At 33.5% G+C, this 24,505-nt stretch carries 12 protein-coding genes; 9 read left to right on the top strand and 3 right to left on the bottom strand.

Annotation, left to right across the window (positions count from 1 at the left end):
- Positions 1–108: 108 nt before the first annotated feature.
- Together AC4FRF_RS14615 and AC4FRF_RS14620 are read right to left on the bottom strand one after the other, a co-directional pair.
- Positions 109–1,620, bottom strand: coding sequence for a DUF8694 domain-containing protein (locus AC4FRF_RS14615; RefSeq protein ID WP_491160493.1), 1,512 nt, complete (start codon positions 1,618–1,620; stop codon positions 109–111).
- A gap of 272 nt (positions 1,621–1,892) precedes the next feature.
- Positions 1,893–3,335, bottom strand: coding sequence for an alpha-L-fucosidase (locus AC4FRF_RS14620; protein ID WP_491160495.1), 1,443 nt, complete (start codon positions 3,333–3,335; stop codon positions 1,893–1,895).
- A 369-nt stretch (positions 3,336–3,704) separates the two neighbouring features.
- Here AC4FRF_RS14620 and AC4FRF_RS14625 point away from each other — a divergent pair, with 369 nt between their 5' ends.
- The 9 genes from AC4FRF_RS14625 (at position 3,705) to AC4FRF_RS14665 (ending at position 22,782) form a co-directional block, all read left to right on the top strand.
- On the top strand, positions 3,705–5,528 hold the full coding sequence (locus tag AC4FRF_RS14625) for a beta-galactosidase (RefSeq protein ID WP_491160497.1): 1,824 nt from the start codon (positions 3,705–3,707) through the stop codon (positions 5,526–5,528).
- Between the two features lie 106 nt (positions 5,529–5,634).
- Positions 5,635–7,095 carry an arylsulfatase gene (locus AC4FRF_RS14630; RefSeq protein WP_491160499.1) on the top strand — a complete coding sequence of 487 codons (1,461 nt, stop codon included), beginning with the start codon at positions 5,635–5,637 and terminating at the stop codon, positions 7,093–7,095.
- Between the two features lie 629 nt (positions 7,096–7,724).
- The gene (locus AC4FRF_RS14635; RefSeq protein WP_491160501.1) at positions 7,725–10,022 is read left to right on the top strand and encodes a hypothetical protein; all 2,298 of its coding nucleotides are present in this window, start codon (positions 7,725–7,727) and stop codon (positions 10,020–10,022) included.
- Between the two features lie 37 nt (positions 10,023–10,059).
- Complete coding sequence (locus AC4FRF_RS14640) at positions 10,060–12,237, top strand: glycoside hydrolase family 36 protein (RefSeq protein WP_491160503.1); 2,178 nt, start codon at positions 10,060–10,062, stop codon at positions 12,235–12,237.
- A 27-nt stretch (positions 12,238–12,264) separates the two neighbouring features.
- The gene (locus AC4FRF_RS14645; protein ID WP_491160505.1) at positions 12,265–13,836 is read left to right on the top strand and encodes a sulfatase family protein; all 1,572 of its coding nucleotides are present in this window, start codon (positions 12,265–12,267) and stop codon (positions 13,834–13,836) included.
- A 73-nt stretch (positions 13,837–13,909) separates the two neighbouring features.
- The gene (locus AC4FRF_RS14650; RefSeq protein WP_491160507.1) at positions 13,910–15,421 is read left to right on the top strand and encodes an alpha-L-fucosidase; all 1,512 of its coding nucleotides are present in this window, start codon (positions 13,910–13,912) and stop codon (positions 15,419–15,421) included.
- Between the two features lie 118 nt (positions 15,422–15,539).
- Positions 15,540–17,675 carry an alpha-galactosidase gene (locus tag AC4FRF_RS14655; protein ID WP_491160509.1) on the top strand — a complete coding sequence of 712 codons (2,136 nt, stop codon included), beginning with the start codon at positions 15,540–15,542 and terminating at the stop codon, positions 17,673–17,675.
- An 88-nt stretch (positions 17,676–17,763) separates the two neighbouring features.
- The gene (locus tag AC4FRF_RS14660) at positions 17,764–20,190 is read left to right on the top strand and encodes a glycoside hydrolase family 95 protein (RefSeq protein WP_491160511.1); all 2,427 of its coding nucleotides are present in this window, start codon (positions 17,764–17,766) and stop codon (positions 20,188–20,190) included.
- A 129-nt stretch (positions 20,191–20,319) separates the two neighbouring features.
- Positions 20,320–22,782, top strand: a complete 2,463-nt coding sequence (locus tag AC4FRF_RS14665; protein ID WP_491160513.1) for a glycoside hydrolase family 2 TIM barrel-domain containing protein — start codon at positions 20,320–20,322, stop codon at positions 22,780–22,782.
- Between the two features lie 71 nt (positions 22,783–22,853).
- Here AC4FRF_RS14665 and AC4FRF_RS14670 read toward each other — a convergent pair whose 3' ends face one another.
- Entirely contained in the window at positions 22,854–24,452 is a 1,599-nt protein-coding gene (locus AC4FRF_RS14670) for an alpha-L-fucosidase (protein WP_491160515.1), read from the bottom strand.
- Positions 24,453–24,505 lie beyond the last annotated feature (53 nt).

Here is a 24,505-nt window from a genome sequence, read left to right on the forward strand (position 1 = left end):
TTTTTTAGAAATTTTGTTTTTGATACTCTAGAAGTTTATGTAGTACTTTCTTTTTCTAATCTTTCTTTATTGAAGTACATTATACCCTAGAAAATATTAATCTGTTTGTTATTCAATATAAAACTTCTTAACAACAAGATTATTTTCTGTATTCACTCTAATTATCAAAGCCTTATTTTTCAAGTTTTCACAAGGAATATGCACTTCTTTTTTATTACTTACATCTTGACCTAAAACTTTTTTCCCATTAAAATCATAAATACTGACATTTGAAATTTCATTTTCCGACTGAATCGTTAATAAACCACTATTAACCGTAAAAGTCATTTCCTTCAGTTTATTTTCAACAGGCTGTTTGCTTGAAACTAAGCGTAAAGAAGAGCCACAACCTGTTAGCACTTTATTAGTTTCATAAGAATTCACTTCTTCAATAGCTTCTGTTGTTAAGCTATCATAATTTAACCTTAATTCAGAATCAGGGAAAAAGAAAGATATGGAAGCACCATCTTCTAATAAAAGATTATCAATACAAGTATTACTAGCATCTTTATCAATACGTGTTGGTGCATCGCCTCTAATTTCTATATTTTTAAGTTTAGCTCCTGTAACGCTATATAAAGCAAATGGATCATCACCTGTTCGTTCAGCATAATAATCTTCAATAACAACATCATCTACAATTGGATCACCATATTGATTAACCTGTACCCCTCCTAATGAAGCCGAAATACACGGAGTCTGACCATTGATAGGATCTCCATTTAGAATACTACATCCTTTGTATTTTATTTTATTAGTAGATCCACGAGTTACAATTCTTGTAGAGTGCGTCAATTTAATATTCTCAAATGTAATATCATATACTCCTCCCGTAACAAAAAAAGCATTTCCATCAAATTTAGAAAGCACTGATACATAATCGCCTGGCTGAAAATAATAAGGTGCCTGATCTGGATACACAGTTCCTTGAGCAACAAATATTTTCCACCTGTCACCTGAAATTAATTGAGGGACATAAGCAATATTAGTTCTTCCCCAAGCAATATGTGGATAATATTCATTAGTTACCGTATCTCTAACACGAACAGGATTTGTAGCGCTATTAGTATATCTCGATAAATATTTCCCTCCTGTTTGAGTGTATATCTCTAATGGAGTTGGAAAACCTGGTGAAATATCTACAATCATATAGCCTTTTCCGGTAGACACTAAGGTTCCTTGCGTAGCTGTAGGTGAATTTCGGGTGATATGGAAATCTTTGAACTCAATTCTTTTTGTCTTTTTTACAGTAATACTATTGATTCCAACATTAAAAACTAAGTTGGTACTATCCTTTCCTGCACCTTGAAATATTAAACGTCCCATTTTTGAAGCGTTCATATTAATACTATCTATTTCAATAGCATCCCCTATAGTATAAGTTCCTGCTGCAATCTTTACAACAACAGTATCATTATCATAGGTCAATAAATGATTTTTGGCTTTTGCAATTACTGCATTTAGACCGTCATGTGAAATTCCATAAGGCTCATTAGCTAATTCCCATTGAACAAGAGACTGTCCTTTTACAAATAGAGTTGGTAATAACAAAAGAATAAAAAATAGTAATTTTTTTTTCATAATTAATTGTGGGTTAATGGTTAATATAAAATAATTAATAACAAAAAGTATACATCATAACAAGCAGCAATTTTCACAAAAGAAACACAAACTACTGATAGTCAATTTACTTATTAACCAAAACTAAACTTAAAAACATTTAGAAATTATAATTTATCGTTCAAATTATAACACTTATTGATCGCTCTGCTATTCCATTGTTTTAGAATCAAGAAAAAACAAAAAAACGCCATCAATTGATGGCGCTTAAATAAAAAAAACAAAAATCTATTTTAACTTTTTTTAGACTCTTTTACAACATGATGCGTGTTAGGAACATTCCCTATTAGCTCTAATTTAATTACGCTTGCAATTTTGTCTGGAGCATTAGCAGGCAATTCCACTCTTAAATCACCATTAGCCAATACAGCCGTTTTCAAGACATTTCCATTAGCTATTAGTGTAGCTTTAGAAACTTTGTTCTTTAAATCTGAAATTTTAATCACACCACTTTTTGGCCAACTAAGGACTGATAAATACAATGTAGTATTACCATCTTTAGTATCTTTTTTAGTGATTCTACCCCACTCCACAGGACTTAATGGATTGGCTTTTGTTCCATAAATAGCTTCACCATTTACTTTCATCCAATCACCTATTTGTTTTAATCTTTCTACACTTTCAATTGGAAAAGTACCATCGCCTTTAGGACCTACATTTAAAAGAAAATTTCCCCCTTTAGAAGCAATATCTACCAAGTTAGTTATTAACTGCTCTGTTGACTTCCATCTGTGATCATAACTTTTATATCCCCAACTTGTATTCATGGTATTACAAGTTTCCCAATCTTTTCCGTCTAATTCTTCTAAACTTGGAATAACGCGTTCCGGTGTTTTAGTATCTCCTAAGAAATTAGGTTTCTTTAACCTGTCATTAGTAATAATTCCGGGTTGTAATTTTAAGAGATCATGCAGTTTTTGTGCGGTATCATCTCTCATATTTCTTGGGGTATCCCACCATAAAACAGATACTTTACCGTAATTAGTCAATAACTCTTTAACTTGTGGCACAGCAACCTGATCAATATAATCATTAAAAGATCTGGTTTTTTGTATTGGATCCCACTGACCGTCATTCTCCATAGCATATTTATCTACAGCCGTACTATCTGGATTAGCCCATCCACGATTCATTGTTCTAGAAGATGTTGCTCCTCCAGGATTATTCCAATCTTGTGCTTGCGAATAATAAAAACCTAGTTTTATTCCGTATTTCTCACATGCTTTTGCAAGTGGAGCTAAAACATCTTTTCCATAAGGACTAGCGTCAACAATATTCCACTTACTGGCATTGGTTTTAAACATCGCAAAACCATCATGATGTTTCGCTGTAATTACAATATATTTCATTCCGGCATCTTTGGCAATTTTTACCCATTCGTCCGGATTGTATTTTACAGGATTAAAATCTTTTGCATACGCCTGATACTCTTTAGCAGGGATTTTCATAATATTCATAATCCATTCAGCAGCTCCTGTTTTTTGTTTCATACCCTTATAAGATCCTGATAATTCAGGTACAGAGTACATTCCCCAATGGATAAACATACCAAATTTCGCATCTCTCCACCACTCCATTTTTTCATCTTGTGACATCTCTTGCGAATAAGTATTGCTAAAACAACACATAGTCAATAGAAGAATTAATAATTTTCCTCTTAGTTTAATAGCTTTCATTTTTAAGTTTAATTAATTGTTGAACAATAATTTATTGATGTAATTCATATTGCGTTTAAGAACAATTTTTATCTTACATTTTACATACGCAAGATAGCTATACTCAATTTACTTAAATATTCAATATCGTTCAAAAACTTATGCTAAATGAACGAAAAGCAATAGATTTCAAACAATTATGAACTCAGCAATCAATTTGAAAACTATTTAGAGAAAATTAATTATTCCGATTAATTCAAAAAAAATATCTGAATAAAACCAAATTAATTATTAATGCTAAATTTTGACTGATAACCACAATGCCTTACAATAACACATTACTAAGTTTGTATACCTATTTATAGATTACCAACCAAAAATAAATAAAAAATGAACCTACAAAAACTCTATTTATTCCTCTTTATTTGTTTAATGACAACTTCCTTTACAGGACAAGCTCAACAAAAAAAAACAGTTTCATTCGCTATAGACAATGAAAACTTTTTAATGAATGGAAAAAAATTCCAAATCATAAGTGGTGAAATGCATCCGCAAAGAATTCCAAAAATATATTGGAAACATCGCATCCAAATGGCCAAAGCTATGGGATGTAATACCATTGCAGTTTATATTTTCTGGAATGATATTGAAGAAACAAAAGGACAATTTGATTTTACCTCCAAAGAAAGAAATATTGCTGAATTCGTCAAGTTGTGTCAACAAGAAAACATGTGGGTAATTATGAGACCTGGTCCGTATGTTTGTGGAGAATGGGATTTTGGTGGTTTACCGCCCTATTTATTAAGCATCCCTGACATAAAAATCCGTTGTACTGATTCAAGGTATATGACTGAGGTTAAACGTTACATAGATCGGGTGGCAAAAGAAATTGTCCCGCTACAATGTACAAATGGAGGACCTATTGTAATGTTACAAATTGAAAATGAATACGGGAGTTATGGTAACGATAAAGCATATTTAGAGTCACTTAAAAAACTTTGGCTAGCAAACGGGATAAAAATTCCTTTTTATACCGCAGACGGCCCAACTGCAGCAAGACTTGAAGCAGGAACGCTTAATGGAGCAGTAATAGGTTTAGACAGCGGAAGTAATGAAAAAGATTTTAAGCTAGCTCAATCTTTAAATCTAAAAACTCCCATCTTTAGTAGCGAAACATACCCAGGTTGGCTAACACATTGGGGGAAGGATTGGGCTAAACGTGACACTACAAGAACATTTAAAGAAACCAAATTCGTACTAGAAACTGGAAGATCACTTAATTTTTATGTTATACATGGTGGTACCAATTTTGGTTTTACCGCAGGAGCAAATAGTAAAAATCCTACTAATTTTTTACCAGATGTTACCAGTTATGATTATGATGCTCCAATTAACGAACAAGGACAAGCTACAGAAAAATATTATGCCCTTAGAAAAATAATCGCTAAAAATGTTGATTATAAACTTCCTGCTATCCCAAAACCAATACCTACAATGGAATTACCGGAAATAGAAATGAGTGCTTTTACCTCGCTTTGGGATAACTTACCAGAAACAAAAAAAATCATTCAACCACAGCCTATGGAAGCTTTAGGACAAAGTCAAGGTTTTATAGTATACAGCACTCAATTAATAGGCGAAAAAAGCGGCAAACTAACAATAACTGAACCTCATGATTTTGCTTATGTTTTTTTAGATGGAAAATATATTAACACCATACAGCGAAATGGCGGAAACTGGACCATTACACTCCCTAAAACCGATGTAAAAAATCCGAGGCTAGATATTGTTGTTGAAGCAATGGGACATATCAATTACGGTCAATATATGATAGACCGAAAAGGAATTACCGACAGGGTGACGTTAAACGAAATGACATTAATGAATTGGGATGTATATTCATTAGCTTTTAAAGAAGATTATATTAAAAATCTGGCTCCTACCACAAGCCAAGATAATGCTAAAAAAATGTACTTTTTTAAAGGAAATTTCAACTTATCAAAAACCGCAGACACTTATATCGACATGAGTAAATATCAAAAAGGATTGGTTTGGGTAAACGGACACAATCTAGGACGATATTGGAATGCAGGCCCGCAAACACGCCTATACTGTCCTGCTCCTTATTTAAATAAAGGAAAAAATGAGATTATAATTTTTGACATGTTAGAAACACAATCCTTTCCTGTAAAAGGTTTTCAAACCGCAAAATAATATTTTCACAATTCATTTTTAAACCCAATACAATTTATTATGTCTATATAAAACTTATGCTACATATTAAAGCAGATTCAAGAATCTAACGCAATTTTATTAAAAGATGAAAAAAAATAATTACAAATATTTAGGTTTATTCACTGGTTTAATTTTATGTTTTGGATGTAAAAACCAAGCATTAGTTGGCACGAAAAGTAAAGCAGAATCAAATGCTAAACCTAACATTATTTATATTCTAGCCGATGATATGGGTTATGGTGATTTGAGTTGTTATGGTCAGACCAAATTTAGCACACCCAATATAGATAAATTAGCAAAGGAAGGTATGTTGTTTACGCAACATTATGCAGGGACTACAGTTTGTGCACCATCCAGATCTTCATTTTTAACCGGACAGGATACAGGACATACTCCTGTGAGAGGAAATAAAAGAGCAGGACTGGAAGGTGAATGGCCTATGCCAGCTAAGACCTTCACTTTAGCCGAAGTCTTAAAAGAAAAAGGCTATCAAACAGGGGCTTTTGGTAAATGGGGACTTGGTTTTCCTGGTTCTGAAGGAGATCCTTTAAATCAAGGATTTGATACTTTTTATGGATATAACGCACAAAATTTAGCGCACAATTATTATCCGTATTATTTATGGAATAACCGCGAAAAGGTCATGTTAAAAGGAAATGAGGGGACTCAAGAAAATGAATATGCTCCTATTTTAATTCATGAACAAGCTTTAGCGTTCATTGAAAAAAATAAAGACAAACCTTTCTTTTTATATTACCCAAGTATTATTCCTCATGCAGAATTAGTGGCTCCAGAGGTGTACATGAAAAAGCATATTGGACATTATGGACCAGAAAAAGAATACAAAGGAAACGATGGTCAAAGAAAAGGATATAGACTAGGAAAGTATGGCTCTCAAAAATATCCACATGCAGCTTTTGCAGCTATGATTAATTTACTAGACGATCAAGTGGGTGAAATTATGGATAAAGTAAAAGCTTTAGGCTTGGAGGATAATACAATTTTCATTTTTACTTCGGATAATGGTCCACACCTTGAAGGAGGTGCTGATCCAGATTATTTTGACAGTAATGGAATCTATAAAGGCTATAAGCGAGACTTGTATGAAGGAGGAATTCGAGTACCAATGATTGCAAAATGGAAAGGAAAAATACCTAGTGGGGTTACAACAAATCAAGTTTCGGCTTTTTGGGATGTTATGCCTACTGTTACCGATATTTTAAAAATTGAAAAACCAAGTAATATTCAAGGAATTTCATTTTTACCTACTATTTTAGGGCATCAAGAAAGTCAAAAACAACATGATTATTTGTACTGGGAATTTCATGAAAAGAAAGGAAGACAAGCGATACGAAGAGGAGATTGGAAATTAATTCGATACAATGTAAATAATGGTGGGAAATATCAGTTGTATAATTTAAAAGATGACGCTAGTGAAACTAATGATTTAGCTAATAAATTACCAAATGAGGTAGCTCAATTAGCTAAGATATTAGAAGGAGCCAGAGTAGAATCAGAAGTTTTTGAATTTGAAAAAAAGAAGTAAGATAGCTTCGAAACTTGTCCTATCGGGTTCATAAAATAATAGTGTCATAATTACAATCAGTTCATTCCTGATCTAGTAGTTTACTTATCCTTATTGCAAATACGATCGGGAATCCACAATTCAATTCGTAAAAGATGGACTTTATAAAATAGTTCCAAAAGACAAAGAGACAGTTATCAGTATTGACTTTTTTTGTGAACAAGGACAGAACAATTAGCAACATTGAGATTAATATAAAGTACCACACTAACGACAAACGAATTGAAGAAGTTAAAAAATTTATTCAGTCAATAAAAATGTAGACGCCAGCAAAGGTGAAAGGACAATAGGTTAAATCAAAAGTGGCACTATTTGCATAGAAAGAAAAGAAAAACATTGCATAACAGCAGTTTACAAAAATAGTAGGGTTTAGACTTAATTGAAAGTTGGTTTTGTACTTCCAAAGTCAGTGTTTAACCAAAAGTTTAAACTTCCTTAATCTGCCACTTCTGCAAGCTGCGAAAGGTTCTAATTCTAAATTGAGCATACAAACGTTTTATTTGTGCAATATTTTGGCAAATAACTACAAAAGTCATAGGTACAAAAACTATAAATTTGACAAACACATTAATCCTCAACTTCACACGAATATGTATAAAATATTAAAAATTTCGTTTTACTTACAAGTTTGCTTAACAACGCAAGCTTTTAGTATGGATTATAAAATCTCAAACAACTCTTTGTCTCAACAAATCAATAAAATACATTTTTTTAATGACATCCAAGAACAAAAGGAAGCCCTAATTACTATCAAACTGTTACTGGATAAAAAATACATTAATGTTAAAACAAATTATTTAAAGGGATATCAAACTATAATAGCATCTAACTTTAATTATAAAAATAGTAAAGAACTTAATGCTATTTTAATTTCAAATAAAGATGCTGTTCAAAACATTATCGAAAAGGTAAATACTGCCTTAGAAACACCTTTAGCATCAAAATCATTATTTCAAAATGATTTTCCAAAAGCTTTTAATTTCAGAAAACCAGAACATATAAATGAGGAAACAATTTTCAGTGACTGGGAATCTAATTATTCAAAGTTAGATGGGATTTTTGGTAAAGTATTAAATGAAGAATTAAATGAACTTAAAACTAAAAATAGTCCAAATTTCTTTAATCGATTTGCTATTGACAACCCTTCAAAACTAGTGGTATTGCATTTTAATGGGAGATCCAGAAGTCCAAAATGGGAAATAAACAACTATTCTGCTGGTCACTGGATTTACACTACAGGTTGTGACTTAACGAAAGATATTAATGAAAATGACACTGAGATTTATGTATCTGATTCTAATATCTTTAAAACAAATTACGGGATTCGTGGTGCAAAAAAGAATGATGATATAGTACTTGTACCATTAGACAATAATGGTCAAAAAATATGGGAAGATGCCGAACAAATTACTCTAGTATCTAAAGAAAATGGAAAAATAACAGTGCTTCGTGGTCAATACGGCACCAAAGCTCGCACTTTTATTGCAGGAAAAACTTATATCGCTCCTCATTTTGTAGAAGGACCTTGGGGAAATATTAAAATTAATAATTTAATGTGGGCATATAACTTATCTACTACTTGCCCAAAAGATAAAAATGGTAAACAATGTGCTGATATTTTAGCTGATGAAATCGCATCGTGGTTTAAACTAGATGGTCCATTATTTGCTTTTAATGGTATTCAATTTGATGTTTCCCCATGGAATATGAAAAATGCCTTACTTAAAAAAGTTGCCGATATAGATAATGATGGAAAAGTAGATAGCGGATACATTAACAATATCAATGTTTATGGTCAAGGTGTTTTACAATTTTACACTCGATTAAAACAAAAATTAGGACCTAATAAATTAATTATTGCCGACGGAGCTTTAGAAGACAGTCAGAGAGCCGTTGGTGTAATAAACGGAATGGAAGCCGAAGGATTTTGTACTTGGAATGATGTGTACAAAGAGTTTTCAAAACCCTTAAGTTTTTTTAATTATTGGAATAAATATGGGGTGAAAGATCAATTCTCTTATGTAACCCATAAAGATAAAATGGAAGGCAGTGATAAAGAGAAATTGGATAGAGAACGAATGGTTGCCGCAACAGCACAATGTTTGGGTGTTGGCATAAACTCTGTGACTGACAACACCATCAAGGATAAAAATAATAAATTCTCCTTTATAGATGAACTCACAAAAGGTTCCGAAAAAATTACACATTGGTTAGGAAAACCACTAGGAGCAATGATAAACATTGCAGAAACAAAATCTCCTGTAATACAATCATTAAAACAATATAAAATTGAAAGTCAGGATTACAGTTCCAAATTAACTGATACAGGAATTAATTTCACAGCATTAAAACAAGACCTTAAAAGTTCTTCCGTTAGCATCAAAAATGTTGCACTGCCTAAAGGCGATATTATCATCTGTTTTGATGCTATTACAAATAGTCCTTTACCAGGTTTCAATGAATCTATTCCGCGTCAAATTTCGGTTTCATTAAAAGGACGAAACCCTGAAGAAAATACAGCTGATGAGATTTTAAATTATGTAAATTCTAAAGATATGCTGCCTTGTAGTTTCTATTTTAGAAATGCAGGCGGAACAAATGCCGACATAGTGATTACTTTAGAAGGTAACACCAACTTTTCTCTTAAAAACTTCCGAATTTATAACTCGCCACAAGTACTGGCGCGTGAATTTGAAAATGGTGTTGTCTTAGTAAATCCATCACTTAACGACTATACTTTTAATTTAAATGAGCTTTTTCCAAAGCAACATTTTAAAAGAATCTCAGCTACCAAAAATCAAAAAAACGAATTGAATACTGGAGAAAAAGTAGGAGAAAAAGTGCTGCTATCGAAATTAAACGGTTTGTTTCTTATTAAAGACAAATAACCAAGATTACTATAAATTACTATAAACCAAAATTTAAATGAAAAAACTCACACTTATATTAGCTCTCTTTTTAAGTAATTGCTTTCTTTTTGCTCAAGAAAAATTTGAAATTGGAACAAACGATTTATCCATCAAATTTGAAGTTAAAAAGGATGCAACACTAAAAGAAAGACTGCTACTTCCTGCTAAATATCAAGGAACTATAGATTTACCAGAAACTATCGATCAATCTGATGTTCCAGTTTCCTTACATTTAAGTGGTCAAGACAGACCTAGTCATCACGGTATAAAACTTGCTGGTGGAATGCCTGGAATGACACTTAAATTTGTAAAAAAGGAAGAACAGACTATGCCTTGGGGTAAAAGAATTATGATATATCTGAAAGATTCAGATTTAAAGCTAGAGCTTATTTCATATTACGACTTTTATGAAGGAACCAGCACTTGCAGACGCTATACAAAAATTACTAATCAAGGTAAAAAAGATGTTGATATTGAATTTCTAAGTTCGGCTATGATTAATAATGTGGGGAATTTAGGCGAAGGCGCTTTAGAAGATAAAATACGTATACACTGGGCTAATAATAGCTGGAAATCAGAAGGGCAATGGCATGAAGAAACCCCTTCTGAAGCTGGTTGGGGTGCCAATGGAATATTTCAATTATCGGGCATATTTCATAATAATTTAGGTTCTATGTCAACTGTAAAAGAGCTTCCTATGGCCATGGTTGAAAATAAAGCGACTGGTTTAATCTGGTTTTGGCAAATTGAGCACAACGGCTCTTGGCATTGGGAATTTTCGAATGTACAAACACCCAAAAACTTTTCGGGATTAAAATATAGTTCGCCAACTTACATATACCTAGGTGGACCTGATGAGCAACACCACCAAGCTTGGAAGAGCTTAAAGCCAGGTAAATCATATCAAACCGTTCCTGTTGCCATAGGCTGTGTAAAAGGAAAATTTGAAGATGCCGTTAGTGCATTAACAAGCTACAGAAGAAAAGCGCTTTTAAGTGCTAACAAAGACAATGTTGCATTGCCTGTTATTTTTAATGATTACATGAATTGTTTGTTTGGCGACCCTACAACTGCTAAAGAAATTCCTTTAATCAAAGCTGCCGCAGAAGTGGGTTGCGATTATTTTGTGGTAGATGCCGGATGGTACGCCGAATTAAAAGAAACATGGTGGGATGCTGTGGGCCTATGGTTGCCTGGTAAAACCAGATTTCCAAACGGAATTAAGGAAGTTATGGACAGCATAAAGTCTAAAAAAATGATTCCGGGACTTTGGCTTGAAATTGAAAGAGTCGGTATACATTCTCCTTTAAAAGACAAACCTGATAGTTGGTTTTTTATGCGACATGGAAAAAGAGTGATGGATCATTCGAGTTTTTTCTTAGATTTTAGAAATAAAGATGTAGTAGATTATGCAACTAAAGTAGTAGACCGTTTGGTGAATACTTATGGTGCTTCATATATAAAAATGGATTATAACACCAACACTTTAATGGGTACAGAAACCAATTCGGAAAGTTTTGGTCAGGGCTTATTAGAGCATCAAAGAGCCTATCTTTCTTGGATGAGAGGTATTTATGCTAAATATCCCGATTTAGTCATAGAAAATTGTGGTAGCGGAGGTGTAAGAATGGATTATGCCATGCTTTCTCTTCACCAGCTTCAGTCATCCAGTGATCAGACTGATTATAGAAAATACCCTTCTATTGTAGTTGGCGAAATGGCTGCAGTTTTACCAGAACAATTAGCGGTATGGTCGTATCCGCTAAAAGATGGAAACAAGTACGAAGCGGCATTTAATATGGTGAATGCCATGTTATGCAGAATCCATCAAAGTGGCCATCTGGCAGAACTACCAACTGAAAGTTTAAACCAAGTAAAAAACGGTATTCAAGTTTATAAAAACGAATTAGCAAAAGTGATACCTCAAGCCACAGCATTTTTCCCATTAGGTTTTGCCAAAATTTCTGATAATTTAAATCCAGTGGCTTTGGGGTTAACATCTGAAAAAGCTGATTATTATGCAGTGTGGCGATTAGGAGGATCAGAAAGGGTGCATATTGAATTAAAAAACAAAGGAAAAGCAGCAATTTTATATCCTAAAGATTTGGGCGTAAAACTTACCCAAGGGTCGAATTCTTTCGATGTAATTTTTCCTGAAACCTATAATGCTGTAATAATAAAAGTTACAAAATAGAACTACTGTTAAACTAAAATCATAAAAATGAATAAAATAACCCTATTATTTTCAACTATTTTCTTGTCCGCATTATTTAGTAATGCGCAAACAAAAAATTCACAACCTAACATTCTCTTTGCAATTGCCGATGATGCTTCTTATGAGCATATGGGTGCCTATGGCTGTCAATGGGTAAATACTCCTGCATTTGATAGAATAGCAAAAGAAGGTGTGCTTTTTAATAAAGCATACACCCCTAATGCAAAATGTGCTCCTTCCCGTGCAACTATTTTAACTGGAAGAAACTCTTGGGAACTAGAACAAGGAGCTAATCACATGTCTTTTTTCCCTAGTAAGTTTACATCCTTTCCCGAAGTTTTAGCAAAAAACGGATATCAGGTGGGCTACACTGGAAAAGGTTGGGCTCCAGGAACTGCAAAAAATGCAGATGGAACTCCAAGAGATTTATTGGTAAAATCATATAATGCTAATAAATTAGATGCTCCTACTACTGGCATACATTCTGATGATTATGCCGCTAATTTTAATGAATTTTTAGCAAAAAGACCTTCAAACAAACCTTTCTTTTTTTGGTATGGAGGTTGGGAGCCACATCGTCCTTATGAATTTGGTTCTAGTTTAAAAAATGGTAAAAAATTATCTGATTTATACGATGTATATGCTATGTGGCCTAAAACAGATTCTGTAAAAACAGATATTCTGGATTATGCATATGAATTAGAATACTTTGATAAACAATTGCAAAAAATGATTGACAAATTAGATAAAGAAAATTTGTTAGACAATACCGTCATCATTGTAACCTCAGATAATGGAATGCCTTTCCCGAGAATTAAAGGTCAAGAATATGAATATTCAAACCACCTTCCGTTAGCAATTATGTGGCCTAAAGGCATCAAAACAACCAATCGTAAAATCGAAGACTTTGTCAACTTTACTGATTTAGCACCAACGATTCTTGAATTAGCAGGTGTAAAAGCCGAAAATAACAACATGAAACCCATAAGAGGAAGAAGTTTAGTAAACATTTTAAAATCAACTAAAGAAGGTCATTTAGAAACGGATAGAGACCATGTACTCATTGGTAAAGAAAGACATGATATTGGAAGACCAAATAATGAAGTCTACCCTATCCGAGGCATTTTCAAAGGAGATTATTTGTATCTATACAACTTTAAAACAGATAGATGGCCGGTAGGAAATCCAGAAACAGGCTACCTTAATTGCGATGGAAGCCCTACTAAAACGGCTATTTTAAACACCTTTGGGACGAGTCAAAACGTACTATGGCAACTTAGTTTTGGTAAACGACCACAAGAGGAATTATATAATGTAAAAACAGACCCTTTATGTTTAAATAATCTTGCTGCTGAATCTGATTTTAAAGCACTTAAAGAAAAACTACATCAGCAAATGACTAACGAGCTAACAGCCCAAAAAGACCCTAGAATTTTAGGCAAAGGTGATATTTTTGAAAGCTATAAAATATCCCCATTAAAATACATGAATTACTACGAAAATTTCTTATCAGGTAAATTTAATGATCAATTATTCTGGGTAAATAAATCCGATTATCGTCCAGAACAAGCTAAATAATGTAAAGCCTATAAATACTCATAGTATAGAATATTTATTAGTTTTTAAAATAATCAATCAAAACCAAGCATCGATGAAAACAATGAAATCACAGAGTAAGCTTAAACTTTTATTACTGGCTATACTTTGCTTCAGTAGCACTTTTAGTAATGCGCAACAACTCACAAAAGACCAAAAAATGGCTTGGTGGAGAGAAGCAAAACTTGGAATGTTCATTCACTGGGGAGTATATTCGGAACTGGCTGGGGTTTGGAATGGAGTACAACAAAAACAACAATCGGCAGAATGGATAATGAATGTAATGAAAATTCCTGTTACTGAATATCAATCTTATGCTAAGAAATTTAACCCTGTAAATTATAATGCTGACGAATGGGTTAAAACCGCTAAAGATGCCGGAATGAAATATATCATTATCACTGCAAAACACCATGATGGTTTTGCTATGTTTAAAACCAATGCCAGCAAATGGAACATAGTAGACGCAAGTCCATATGGAAAAGACATTCTAACACCACTTGCCGAAGCTTGTAAAAAATACGGAATAAAACTTGGGTTTTATTACTCACAATCTCAAGATTGGACTAACCCTGGTGGAAATGTTTCTCCTAGAGCTGCGGCTTATGGCTGGGACAATCCAAAAAGCTGTGAAATTGATGCTTACGCGGTAGCACATGATGGAAAATGGGATCCAATCCAAAGCAAACAAAATTTTTCTCAATATATCAAGAATGTGGCCGTTCCACAGGTTAAGGAACTACTAACAAATTATGGTGATATTTCCATTTTATGGTGGGATACACCAAGATCTATGACAGAAGATGCGGCAAGACAATTACAACCTTTATTAGACCTACAACCAGGAATTATTACCAATGACAGATTATGCAAACCAAACTTTTTAGGTGATACTAAAACCTATGAGCGTAAAATACCTAGCTTACAAGAGCTGGATGGACAAGATTGGGAAGCCTGCAATACCATGAATACAAGCTGGGCCTATAAGAGTTGGGATAATGATTGGAAAAGCTATGAAGAATTGTTAACTAGTTTAATTGATATTGCATCTAAAGGTGGTAACTATTTACTAAACGTAGGTCCAAAACCTGATGGAACTTTCCCTGATGAAGCGAAAGAAAGACTTAAAAAAATTGGTGATTGGATGAAAGTGAATGGTGAAGCTATTTATGCTACTAAAGTTAATCCTTTAAACCCTGTTAGTTGGGGAAGAATCACTAAAAAAGATGATGCAAAAGGAAATACGACGCTATATATTTCTGTTTTTGAATGGCCTAAAAACGGTGAGCTTACACTTCCTGATTTAAAAAACAAAGTAAGCAGTGCAACACTTTTAGCCAATGGAAAAGCTTTAAAAACAACTACATCTGACAAAGGACTGACTATCAAAGTACCAACTAATGCACCAGATAAAGTAGCAAGCGTAATAAAAGTACAAGTAATAGGAAATCTTACTGTAGATTTTTCAAAACTAAAAGAAATTCCAGTAGCCAAAAAACCTAAATTGTCACCAGAGCAAAGAGCTAAAAAAGAAGCAGAAGACAGGAAAAATGATATTGACAATTAGTATATAAATTTGAGTTTTTAGATGTTTGAAATGGGAAAAGCCGGAGATTTAATCTTTGGTTTTCCTATTTTAAAAAAATAAGCCCCTACCCTTCTATTTTACCCTTAAAAAAAACAACATGAAAAAATTAAACGGAATTATTTTACTCGCCTTACTCTTCCAATTCTTAACTGCATTTAAAAGTGAGGATAAAGCTACCATCGAAAACCAAAACATTAGTCGCGAATTTTCAGTTAGTAAAAATAGATGGGTGACTACTAAAATAACAAACAAAAAAAATGCTCAAACATTGATTCCATTATCTTGTGATGAGTTTAAAATAAGAATTTCCAAAGGAACTGATAAAACAGGAACCGATAAAATACTTAGTACAAAGGATTTTATCTTTGTTTCCCAAAAGAAATCTAAAGCTAAGAATAGTGAAATTCTAAGTGTCAAACTAAAAAATGAATCATTAGGGCTTCAAGTCACTTTAAACTATGAATTGGGTAAAAATGATTTTTATTTACGTAAACAATTAGAAATAGAAAGTACTAAGGATTTTACGATAGAGCGAGTTGATGTGGAATCAATGGCTTTTGAAGATGCGTACCAACCTTATAAACTGAAATCGATTACGGCAAACAGCAAAGGAAAACCAAACTGGAAACCGGGTCTTGGTCAGCCATTATACACCAAAACCAGTGGTACATTCTGGGGAATTGAATTTCCAGCAGCAACAAATTTTGTTGAAAAGAAACAATTAAATTGTGGTTATTTATCTGGTAAATCAGTAAATAAAGATTCAAAATACACATCATACAAATCAGTTGTGGGAGTTGCCGCTGATAGTAATTTGATAGATGAGGCTTTTTTTAATTATATAGACGAGATCAGAGTTCGTCCGCTACGCCTTCAAATTCAGTATAATTCATGGTTTGATTTTGGTAAAGCTGTTACTCAAGAGTCATTTTTAAAAAGTGCCAATATCTTAAACGAAGAATTAGTAGTAAAAAGAAATTGTCGTCCTTTAAGTGCTTATGTGATAGATGATGGTTGGGAAGATAGTTTTTCTCCAAAATCCGATTGGTCTGATGAAGTTTGGAAAACAAATGAAAAATTCGATACTGATTTTGATACGCCTTTAAACAAAGCAAAAGATTTTAAATCAACAATAGGTCTTTGGCTTAGCCCAGGGGTTTTGTTTGGATCAACCAGAATGCAAAAATCGATGAAAACGCAAGGTTACGAGACCTTACAACATTCCATGTCTTTATCGGGACCTAAATATATGGCGGCTTTAAAAAAGAGACTTTTGTGGTTGACGGAAAAAGGAATTTCCTATTACAAATTTGACGGAACTTTTGGTCATCTGCGTCAAAGAGATTTTGAATTAGAAGGACGTGGCACTGCTGCAATGCCTCAATTAAACCTAACTAATTTACAATCGGGCGATTCAATCCTGAACAGCTCAAAATACGATGAGTTAAAAACCTATTATTTGGTTTCGGGAACAGAAAAAATGATTGATATTTTTGATGCAATGGCTAAAATCAATCCAAATGTGTACATCACTATTTCTAACGGAGTTTATTTGAGTCCTTGGTGGTTACAACATGTAGATGCCAGCTGGATGATCAATGCAGGAGACGCTTCAAAAGGTAGTGGTAGAACAGATGAATTGACGTATAGAGATGGGATTTATTATGAGATTTGGAAAAAAGAAAACACCAAATTTCCTATGAATGCTATTTTTAACCATGAACCTAAAAAAACAAAGGCTGAAGAAGACAAAAACTCCGATGAATTTCAAAAATATTTATTGATGAATTTCTCAAGAGGAACTGGCCTTATCGAACTGTATTTAAAAACAGATATCGTAACCGCTTCTGATTGGGACGTACTGGCAAATGGATTAAAATGGGTGTACCAAGTATTTCCAACATTCAAGAATATACACATGCATGGTGGTAACCCAAACCAAAAAGAGGTTTACGGATACACAGCATGGGATAGCAATCAAGGATACATCTCGTTCCACAATCCGTCTGATCTTCCTGTAAAATATAGGCTTAAACTTGATGAGCAAATTGGAGTAAAAGAAGGCAAACAATTGTATCAAATTTCCTCAATGTTAAAAGATGGAACGCTAGGTTTTGCAACTAATTATAAATATGGAGATACCATAGAAATTGAACTAAAACCTAAACAAATTATGGTTGTTAATTTCAATACAAAAGCTTTAGATTGGAATAAACTTTTAGCTATAAAATAATAAATGGTTTTAATTATATGCAGTTGAAGGAAAGTAATCTAATACTTTCCTTCAACTGTTTAATTTGTATTTTTTAATAGCTGACAAAATGAATTCTAATAATATATCAAAGTTTTTTTTACTATTTTTTATTGGCATTGGATTATCGTTATGCTCATACAGTCAAAAGGCAACACCACAACCCTCATCTTTAAAACTTTGGTACACGCAGCCCGCAAATGCAAGCATAGCCGATCTTCCTAAAGGAAAAAAAGATGATCTAGAATGGTTAAAAGCATTGCCTTTGGGAAATGGTTCTTTAGGTGCTATGGTTTTTGGGGACGTAAACAAAGAACGTATTCAGCTAAATGAAGAAACCATGTGGTCAGGCAGTCCTGATGACAATGACAATCCGAATGCTTATCCTGCACTTGCCGAAATTAGAAAATTACTTTTTGAAGGAAAATACAAAGAAGCAAACCAACTAACAAAGAAAACACAAATTTGTAAAGGAAAAGGAACAGGACGCGGAAATGGAGCGAATGTACCTTTTGGTAGCTTTCAAACATTAGGTGATTTATGGATCGATTTTGAAAAACAATCCACTTACGAAAATTATCATCGTGAATTAGATTTAGAAGATGCTGTGATAAGAGTAAGCTATACTCAAGACGGTATCAAGTATAAAAGGGAAATTTTTGTTAGTCAACCAAACCAATTGATGGTTATTAAATTAACAGCCGACAAATCAGGGAGTATCTCTTTTAAAAGTTCAATGACTAGACCCGAAAGATTTGAAACAACAGCAAAAGACAATGAGTTAATAATGCAAGGGTCACTTTCAGATGGCAAAGGCGGTAATGGATTAGAATACATGGCAAGATTAGCTGCCGTAAACAAAAATGGAACCGTACGCTATGAAGGTGCTAATCTAATTGTTGAAAATGCCGATGAAGTAACATTGTTACTCACAGCTTCTACTAATTATGTTTTAAATTATCCTAATTATAAAGGGCGACCTTATAAAAAAATTACTGCCGCCAACTTAGAAAAAGGAAAGCGGACTTCTTACAATGATCTATTAAAGTCTCATTTAGAAGATTATCAAAAATATTTTAATAGAGTAAGTCTTAAACTAAGTTCTCAATTAGATACGATTCCTACCGATGTAAGAATTCAGGAGTTTAAAAAAACGAATTCAGATTTACATTTGGTAGAGCTTCTATTTCAATATGGTAGGTACTTATTGATATCTTCTTCCAGACCAGGAACTTTACCCGCAAATTTACAGGGAATTTGGACAAATAAAATTCAAACTCCTTGGAATGGTGATTTTCATACCGATGTCAATGTCCAAATGAATTATTGGTTAGCCGAAACTGCTAATTTAGGGGAAATGCATTTACCCCTATTTGATTTAATGGAATATTTACAGAAGCCAGGAGCTAAAACTGCTAAAACACACTATAACTGCCAGGGTTGGATAGTACATCCTATCACGAATGCGTGGGGATTTACTGCTCCGGGAGAAGATTCAGGTTGGGGAATGCACATTGGTGGAGGTGCTTGGCTAACGACCCATATCATGGAACATTATTACTTTACTTTAGATAAAAATTTTTTAAAGAAAAGATATCCAATTTTAAAAGGATCTACCCAATTTTATATGGACTGGCTAATCACTGATCCTAAAACGGGCGAGTTGATTTCAGGACCTTCTGTATCTCCAGAAAATAAATTTAGAGCATCGGATGGCAGTATTAGTAAAATATGTATGGCGCCAGCACACGATCAACAAGTAATTTGGCAATTGTTTAAAAACTATATAGATGCCTCTAAGGAATTGAAAATAAAAGATGCTTTTTTAGAAAAAGTAATTCAAGCCCAGCAAAAATTAACAAAACCAAAAATTGGTAGCGATGGGCGTTTGATGGAATGGAATGAGGAATTTAAGGAAGTAGAAAAAGGACATCGCCACATATCCCATTTATTCGCATTACACCCAGGATATCAAATTGATATTGACAAAACACCAGAATTGGCTTTAGCTGCAAAAAAATCATTAGATTTTAGAATTGCAAATGGAAGTGGTCAGACAGGTTGGAGTGCGGCTTGGTTAATTAATCAATATGCCAGATTACGAGAGGCAGAAAATGCAGAACACAGTTTAAATACTGTATTATCCAAAAGTATCAACCCAAATATGTTTGGCTCACACCCTCCTTTTCAGATGGATGCTAATTTTGGAACTACCGCAGGCATTATAGAAATGTTGCTTCAAAGCCAATCGGGAAAAATAGTACTTCTTCCCGCATTACCTAAAGATTGGAAAGATGGTGAAGTTTGTGGACTTTGTGCCAGAGGAGGTTTTGTAATTGATATGAAATGGGAATCGGGTGAGCTTATTAATGTTCGTGTCTTTTCTAAAAAAGGAGGCGATATCACACTCAAATACAAAGACAAAGAACTCTCATTTGCAACAAAAAAGAACAAGGAATATTTCCCGATGAAAGAAGGAAAAACATTTAGTAAATAAATGTAAAAACCAATTGAAGTATCATAAAAAAAGTAGTATGGGATTTTCTTAGCGTCCTTTTCAACTTTTTATATACCATCAAAAAATATTGTTTAAAATTCTAAATTTAACATTAATGACTTATATAAAATGAAAAAAAAACATCTGCTTTTCTTTAATGTATTCGTATTAATTCAAACCTGTGTTTTTGCACAAACGAGACAAATAATAACGCTCTCCTCTGGTTGGAAGTTCCAAAAAGGAGACCAAACAGAAGCTTATGCTCCTAATTTTAACGATTCTAAGTGGGAATCTGTTAGCATTCCGCATGACTGGGCTATATTTGGTCCTTTTGATAAAAATATTGACATGCAAAAGGTTGCAGTTCGTGAAAATGGAGAAAGAATACCTTCAGAAAAAACAGGAAGAACAGGATCGTTACCGTTTATAGGCACTGGATGGTATCGTATAAAACTTCCCTTAAAACAACTTCATAAAGAAGAAAAGGTAATTTTATCTTTTGAAGGAGCCATGAGCCAGCCAATCGTTTATATTAATGGAGAAAAAGTAGGAGAATGGTCTTACGGCTACAGTTATCATTATTTTGATATTACTAAATATTTAAATAAAAGCAAAAATACCTTAGCCGTCAAACTTACCAATTTAGATCAAGCTTCTCGTTGGTATCCTGGAGCTGGATTATATCGTAAAGTACAGTTAATTATAAAAAACGAAAAAAGCGTACAACAATGGGGTACAAATATCACTACTTTAGATGCTGATACAAACTTAGCTAATGTTACTATTAAAACAAAAGTTAATGGCGAAAATTTAAGCTTAACCACTGATATTATAGAGATTGCCTCAGGTAAAGTGGTGGCGACCGATAAAGCTACGAAAGCTAATAATGATGAATTTATTCAGGAAATTAAGGTAACAAATCCCAAACTATGGAGTCCTGAATCTCCAAATCTGTATAAAGCTATTTCCCATTTGTACGATGGAAATCAATTAAAAGACGAAACAAGCACTACTTTTGGAATAAGAACCATAAGCTATAGTGCAACTAATGGATTCCGTTTAAATGGTAAAAACCTAAAATTTAAAGGAGTTTGCTTACACCACGATTTAGGTCCTTTAGGAACTGCTACCAATAAATCTGCCTTGCGAAGACAACTGAAAATTTTAAAAGACATGGGCTGTAATGCTATCAGAACCTCACACAACATGCCTTCGATAGAGCAATTAGAACTTTGTGATGAAATGGGAATTATGGTTATGGCAGAAAGTTTTGACGAATGGAAAAAAGCTAAAATGAAAAATGGCTATCACTTGTATTTTGATTCAGAAGCAGAAAAAGATATCGTTAATTTAGTAAATGCTACTAGAAACCATCCTAGTATTGTGATGTGGTGCTCCGGTAATGAAGTACCTGACCAATCTAGTCCAAATGGAATAGAAATAGCAAAACGTTTACAAGATATTTTCCACAGAGAAGATCCAAGCCGTCCGGTAACATCAGGAAAAAGTCAGGTTGCTAAAATTATTAAATCAGGTTTCGGAGCTCTATTTGATGTTCCCGGATTAAATTATCATTTAGCTTTATATGAAGAAGCACACAAACTTTTACCACAAGGTTTTATTTTAGGTTCAGAAACGGCTTCGGCTTTTAGCTCCCGAGGAGTATACAAATTCCCTGCTGTTCTGGCTAAAAACAAAAAGTATGATGATAACCAATCCTCATCGTATGACCTCGAATATGCCGGTTGGGGAAATCTTCCAGATGATGATGCAATGATGCAAGATGATAAACCCTGGGTAATTGGAGAATTTGTATGGACTGGTTTTGATTATTTGGGTGAACCAAATCCATACGACACCACTTTACCTAATAAAAATTTATTTTCTAGAAGCTCTTATTTTGGTATTTGCGATTTAGCCGGTATTCCTAAAGACCGCTACTACTTATACCGAAGCCGATGGAACGAAAATGACGAAACCTTACATATTTTACCTCATTGGACTTGGAAAGGACGAGAAGGCGAAACAACCCCAGTTTTTGTATATACCAACTACCCTACAGCCGAACTTTTTATAAACGGAAAAAGTATGGGCAAACAAACCAAAAGTAATGCAACGCCACTAAAAAGGTATCGCTTAATGTGGATGGACGTAAAATATGAGCCTGGCACAATAAAGGTAGTTGCTTATGATGAAAAGGGTAATGTTAAAGCTACTAAAGAAATAAAAACTGCTGGAGAACCTTATAAAATAGTTTTAAATCCTGATAAAAAAACATTAGATGCAAATGGAGAAGATATTTCATTTGTTACCGTTAGTGTAGTTGATAAAAATGGTATTGAATGCCCAACAGCCACCAATCAATTGAATTTTAAAGTTACAGGAGCTGGAACATACAGAGCTGCTTGTAATGGTGATGCGACATCTTTAGAGCAGTTTCATTTGCCTACAATGAAATTATTTAGCGGTAAATTAGTGGTATTGGTGCAATCTGGAATTAAAGCGGGAAAAATAAATTTAGAGGTAAGCGGAAAAGGGCTGAAAGGAACCAATTTAAATTTAAACAGTACTTCAACTGATTCTAATAAATAAGGTTTTAATTCTTTTATACTAAAAAGCAGCATCCGAAAAGGTGCTGCTTTTTTATTTTACAATACTTAATATTAATCTTCCTTTAAAATAATTTTTATTTTCATTTCTTTGCCTCTGCTTCCTCCCTCATAAACAATGGTATATTGTTCATTTGTATGTAAATTATAATTAGGTACAACTTTTAAAACATCATCTTGTTTGATTCGATACTCAATAGCATCATTTAACTTAAAATTCAAAATATTATCCTTTGTCTTTAGAGTAAAAAAATTACTATTAAGCTGTTGTATCACACCAGTAACCAAAGTTCTATTTTCAAATCGCTCTACAGGAGGCAGCCATGTTGGTCCTTTTGCTAAATTGAATTTTGGTGCCGAAGCCAACTGCAAAACGATTATCGGCAAATTGCCCGTATTAATTTCCGAAGTCAATTGAACGTTGGCTGTTGTTTGCCCTATATTTTGTTTAAAGGATACTTTCTTTTTGCTTGATAGCAAATAAGCAGTACGTATAGGGGTTTCAAGTCCTGCAATTTCAATTTCTGGTTTTGATAAAAAATCTCCGTTAAGGTGCATGTAAATTTTATCTCCGTTTAGAGTTATGGAACCCCAACTAAACTCTCCACTAAATGGCGAACCTTTTGTTTGGTAGATGGCTTCTCCATTAATTTTCATCCATTCTCCAATTTTTTTTAAGCGATTCTTTTCTTCTTTATTAATTTTCCCATCAGGTTGAGGCCCTATGTTCAGCAAAAAATTAGAGTTACGACAGGCCGTTTTAGAAATCATCGCTATCATTTCATCGGGTGATTTCCAATTGGCATCATTCTTATCATAAGCCCAGTTTAGTCGCATCGTCATAATCGATTCCAGATAATTCCCCATACCTGGAGAAGCGAGTTCTCGATCTCTTAAATTTTTATAATCCCCAAGACCATTTCCTATCCTACTGCTAATTATGCATTCGGGTTGATACTTTCTAACTAATTTTACACAACTTTCATTTAGTTCTTTGTGTTTAGCAATTCCCATATCAAACCATAATAAATCTATTTTTCCATAATTGGTCAAAATTTCGGTAAGCTGATTTTCTACTAATTGTATGTATTTTGATGTGTTTGGTGTGGTATCCAATCTGATTTTGTTACTATTGTACCAATCTTTCTCATGAGAAAAATACAAACCTACTCGCATCCCTTGTTTATGACAAGCATCAACATATTGTTTAATGATATCTTTTTTATAAGCCGTTGCCTGAGTAACATTCCAAGGCGAATATTTACTGTCAAAAAGTGTAAATCCATCATGATGTTTAGATGTTAAAACCATATATTTCATCCCGGCATCTTTAGCAATTTTAACCCATTCTTCAGCATTGTACTTTGTAGGGTTAAAAGATTTTGCCACCTTTTCATAGTCTTCTTTTGGAATATCGGCAGTAAGATAAATCCATTCACTACTGGCAACTCCCATATCTTTACCATAATCTACGCCTTTCCATTCCCCTCCTAAAACAGAATATACACCCCAATGTAAAAACATCCCAAATCTGGCATCAGTCCACCATTCCATTCGCTTAGCATGGTCTTGTTCCTTGTTAACTTGGGAAAAAGCTTTATCCTTTGAAAGAAATAATAAAGCAATTAAAATTAATAATCCTTGTTTTTTCATAAATATTAATATTCAATAATGAGGTGTAAATTTGATAGTTTAGAAATCCAAAA

The organism is Flavobacterium sp. ST-158, from assembly GCF_058309975.1.

Excerpts from the sequence above, each read along its gene's own strand:
- AC4FRF_RS14615 (WP_491160493.1), bottom strand. The coding sequence starts at position 1,620 with ATGAAAAAAAAATTACTATTTTTTATTCTTTTGTTATTACCAACTCTA.
- AC4FRF_RS14620 (WP_491160495.1), bottom strand. The coding sequence starts at position 3,335 with ATGAAAGCTATTAAACTAAGAGGAAAATTATTAATTCTTCTATTGACT.
- AC4FRF_RS14625 (WP_491160497.1), top strand. The coding sequence starts at position 3,705 with ATGAACCTACAAAAACTCTATTTATTCCTCTTTATTTGTTTAATGACA.
- AC4FRF_RS14630 (WP_491160499.1), top strand. The coding sequence starts at position 5,635 with ATGAAAAAAAATAATTACAAATATTTAGGTTTATTCACTGGTTTAATT.
- AC4FRF_RS14635 (WP_491160501.1), top strand. The coding sequence starts at position 7,725 with ATGTATAAAATATTAAAAATTTCGTTTTACTTACAAGTTTGCTTAACA.
- AC4FRF_RS14640 (WP_491160503.1), top strand. The coding sequence starts at position 10,060 with ATGAAAAAACTCACACTTATATTAGCTCTCTTTTTAAGTAATTGCTTT.
- AC4FRF_RS14645 (WP_491160505.1), top strand. The coding sequence starts at position 12,265 with ATGAATAAAATAACCCTATTATTTTCAACTATTTTCTTGTCCGCATTA.
- AC4FRF_RS14650 (WP_491160507.1), top strand. The coding sequence starts at position 13,910 with ATGAAAACAATGAAATCACAGAGTAAGCTTAAACTTTTATTACTGGCT.
- AC4FRF_RS14655 (WP_491160509.1), top strand. The coding sequence starts at position 15,540 with ATGAAAAAATTAAACGGAATTATTTTACTCGCCTTACTCTTCCAATTC.
- AC4FRF_RS14660 (WP_491160511.1), top strand. The coding sequence starts at position 17,764 with ATGAATTCTAATAATATATCAAAGTTTTTTTTACTATTTTTTATTGGC.
- AC4FRF_RS14665 (WP_491160513.1), top strand. The coding sequence starts at position 20,320 with ATGAAAAAAAAACATCTGCTTTTCTTTAATGTATTCGTATTAATTCAA.
- AC4FRF_RS14670 (WP_491160515.1), bottom strand. The coding sequence starts at position 24,452 with ATGAAAAAACAAGGATTATTAATTTTAATTGCTTTATTATTTCTTTCA.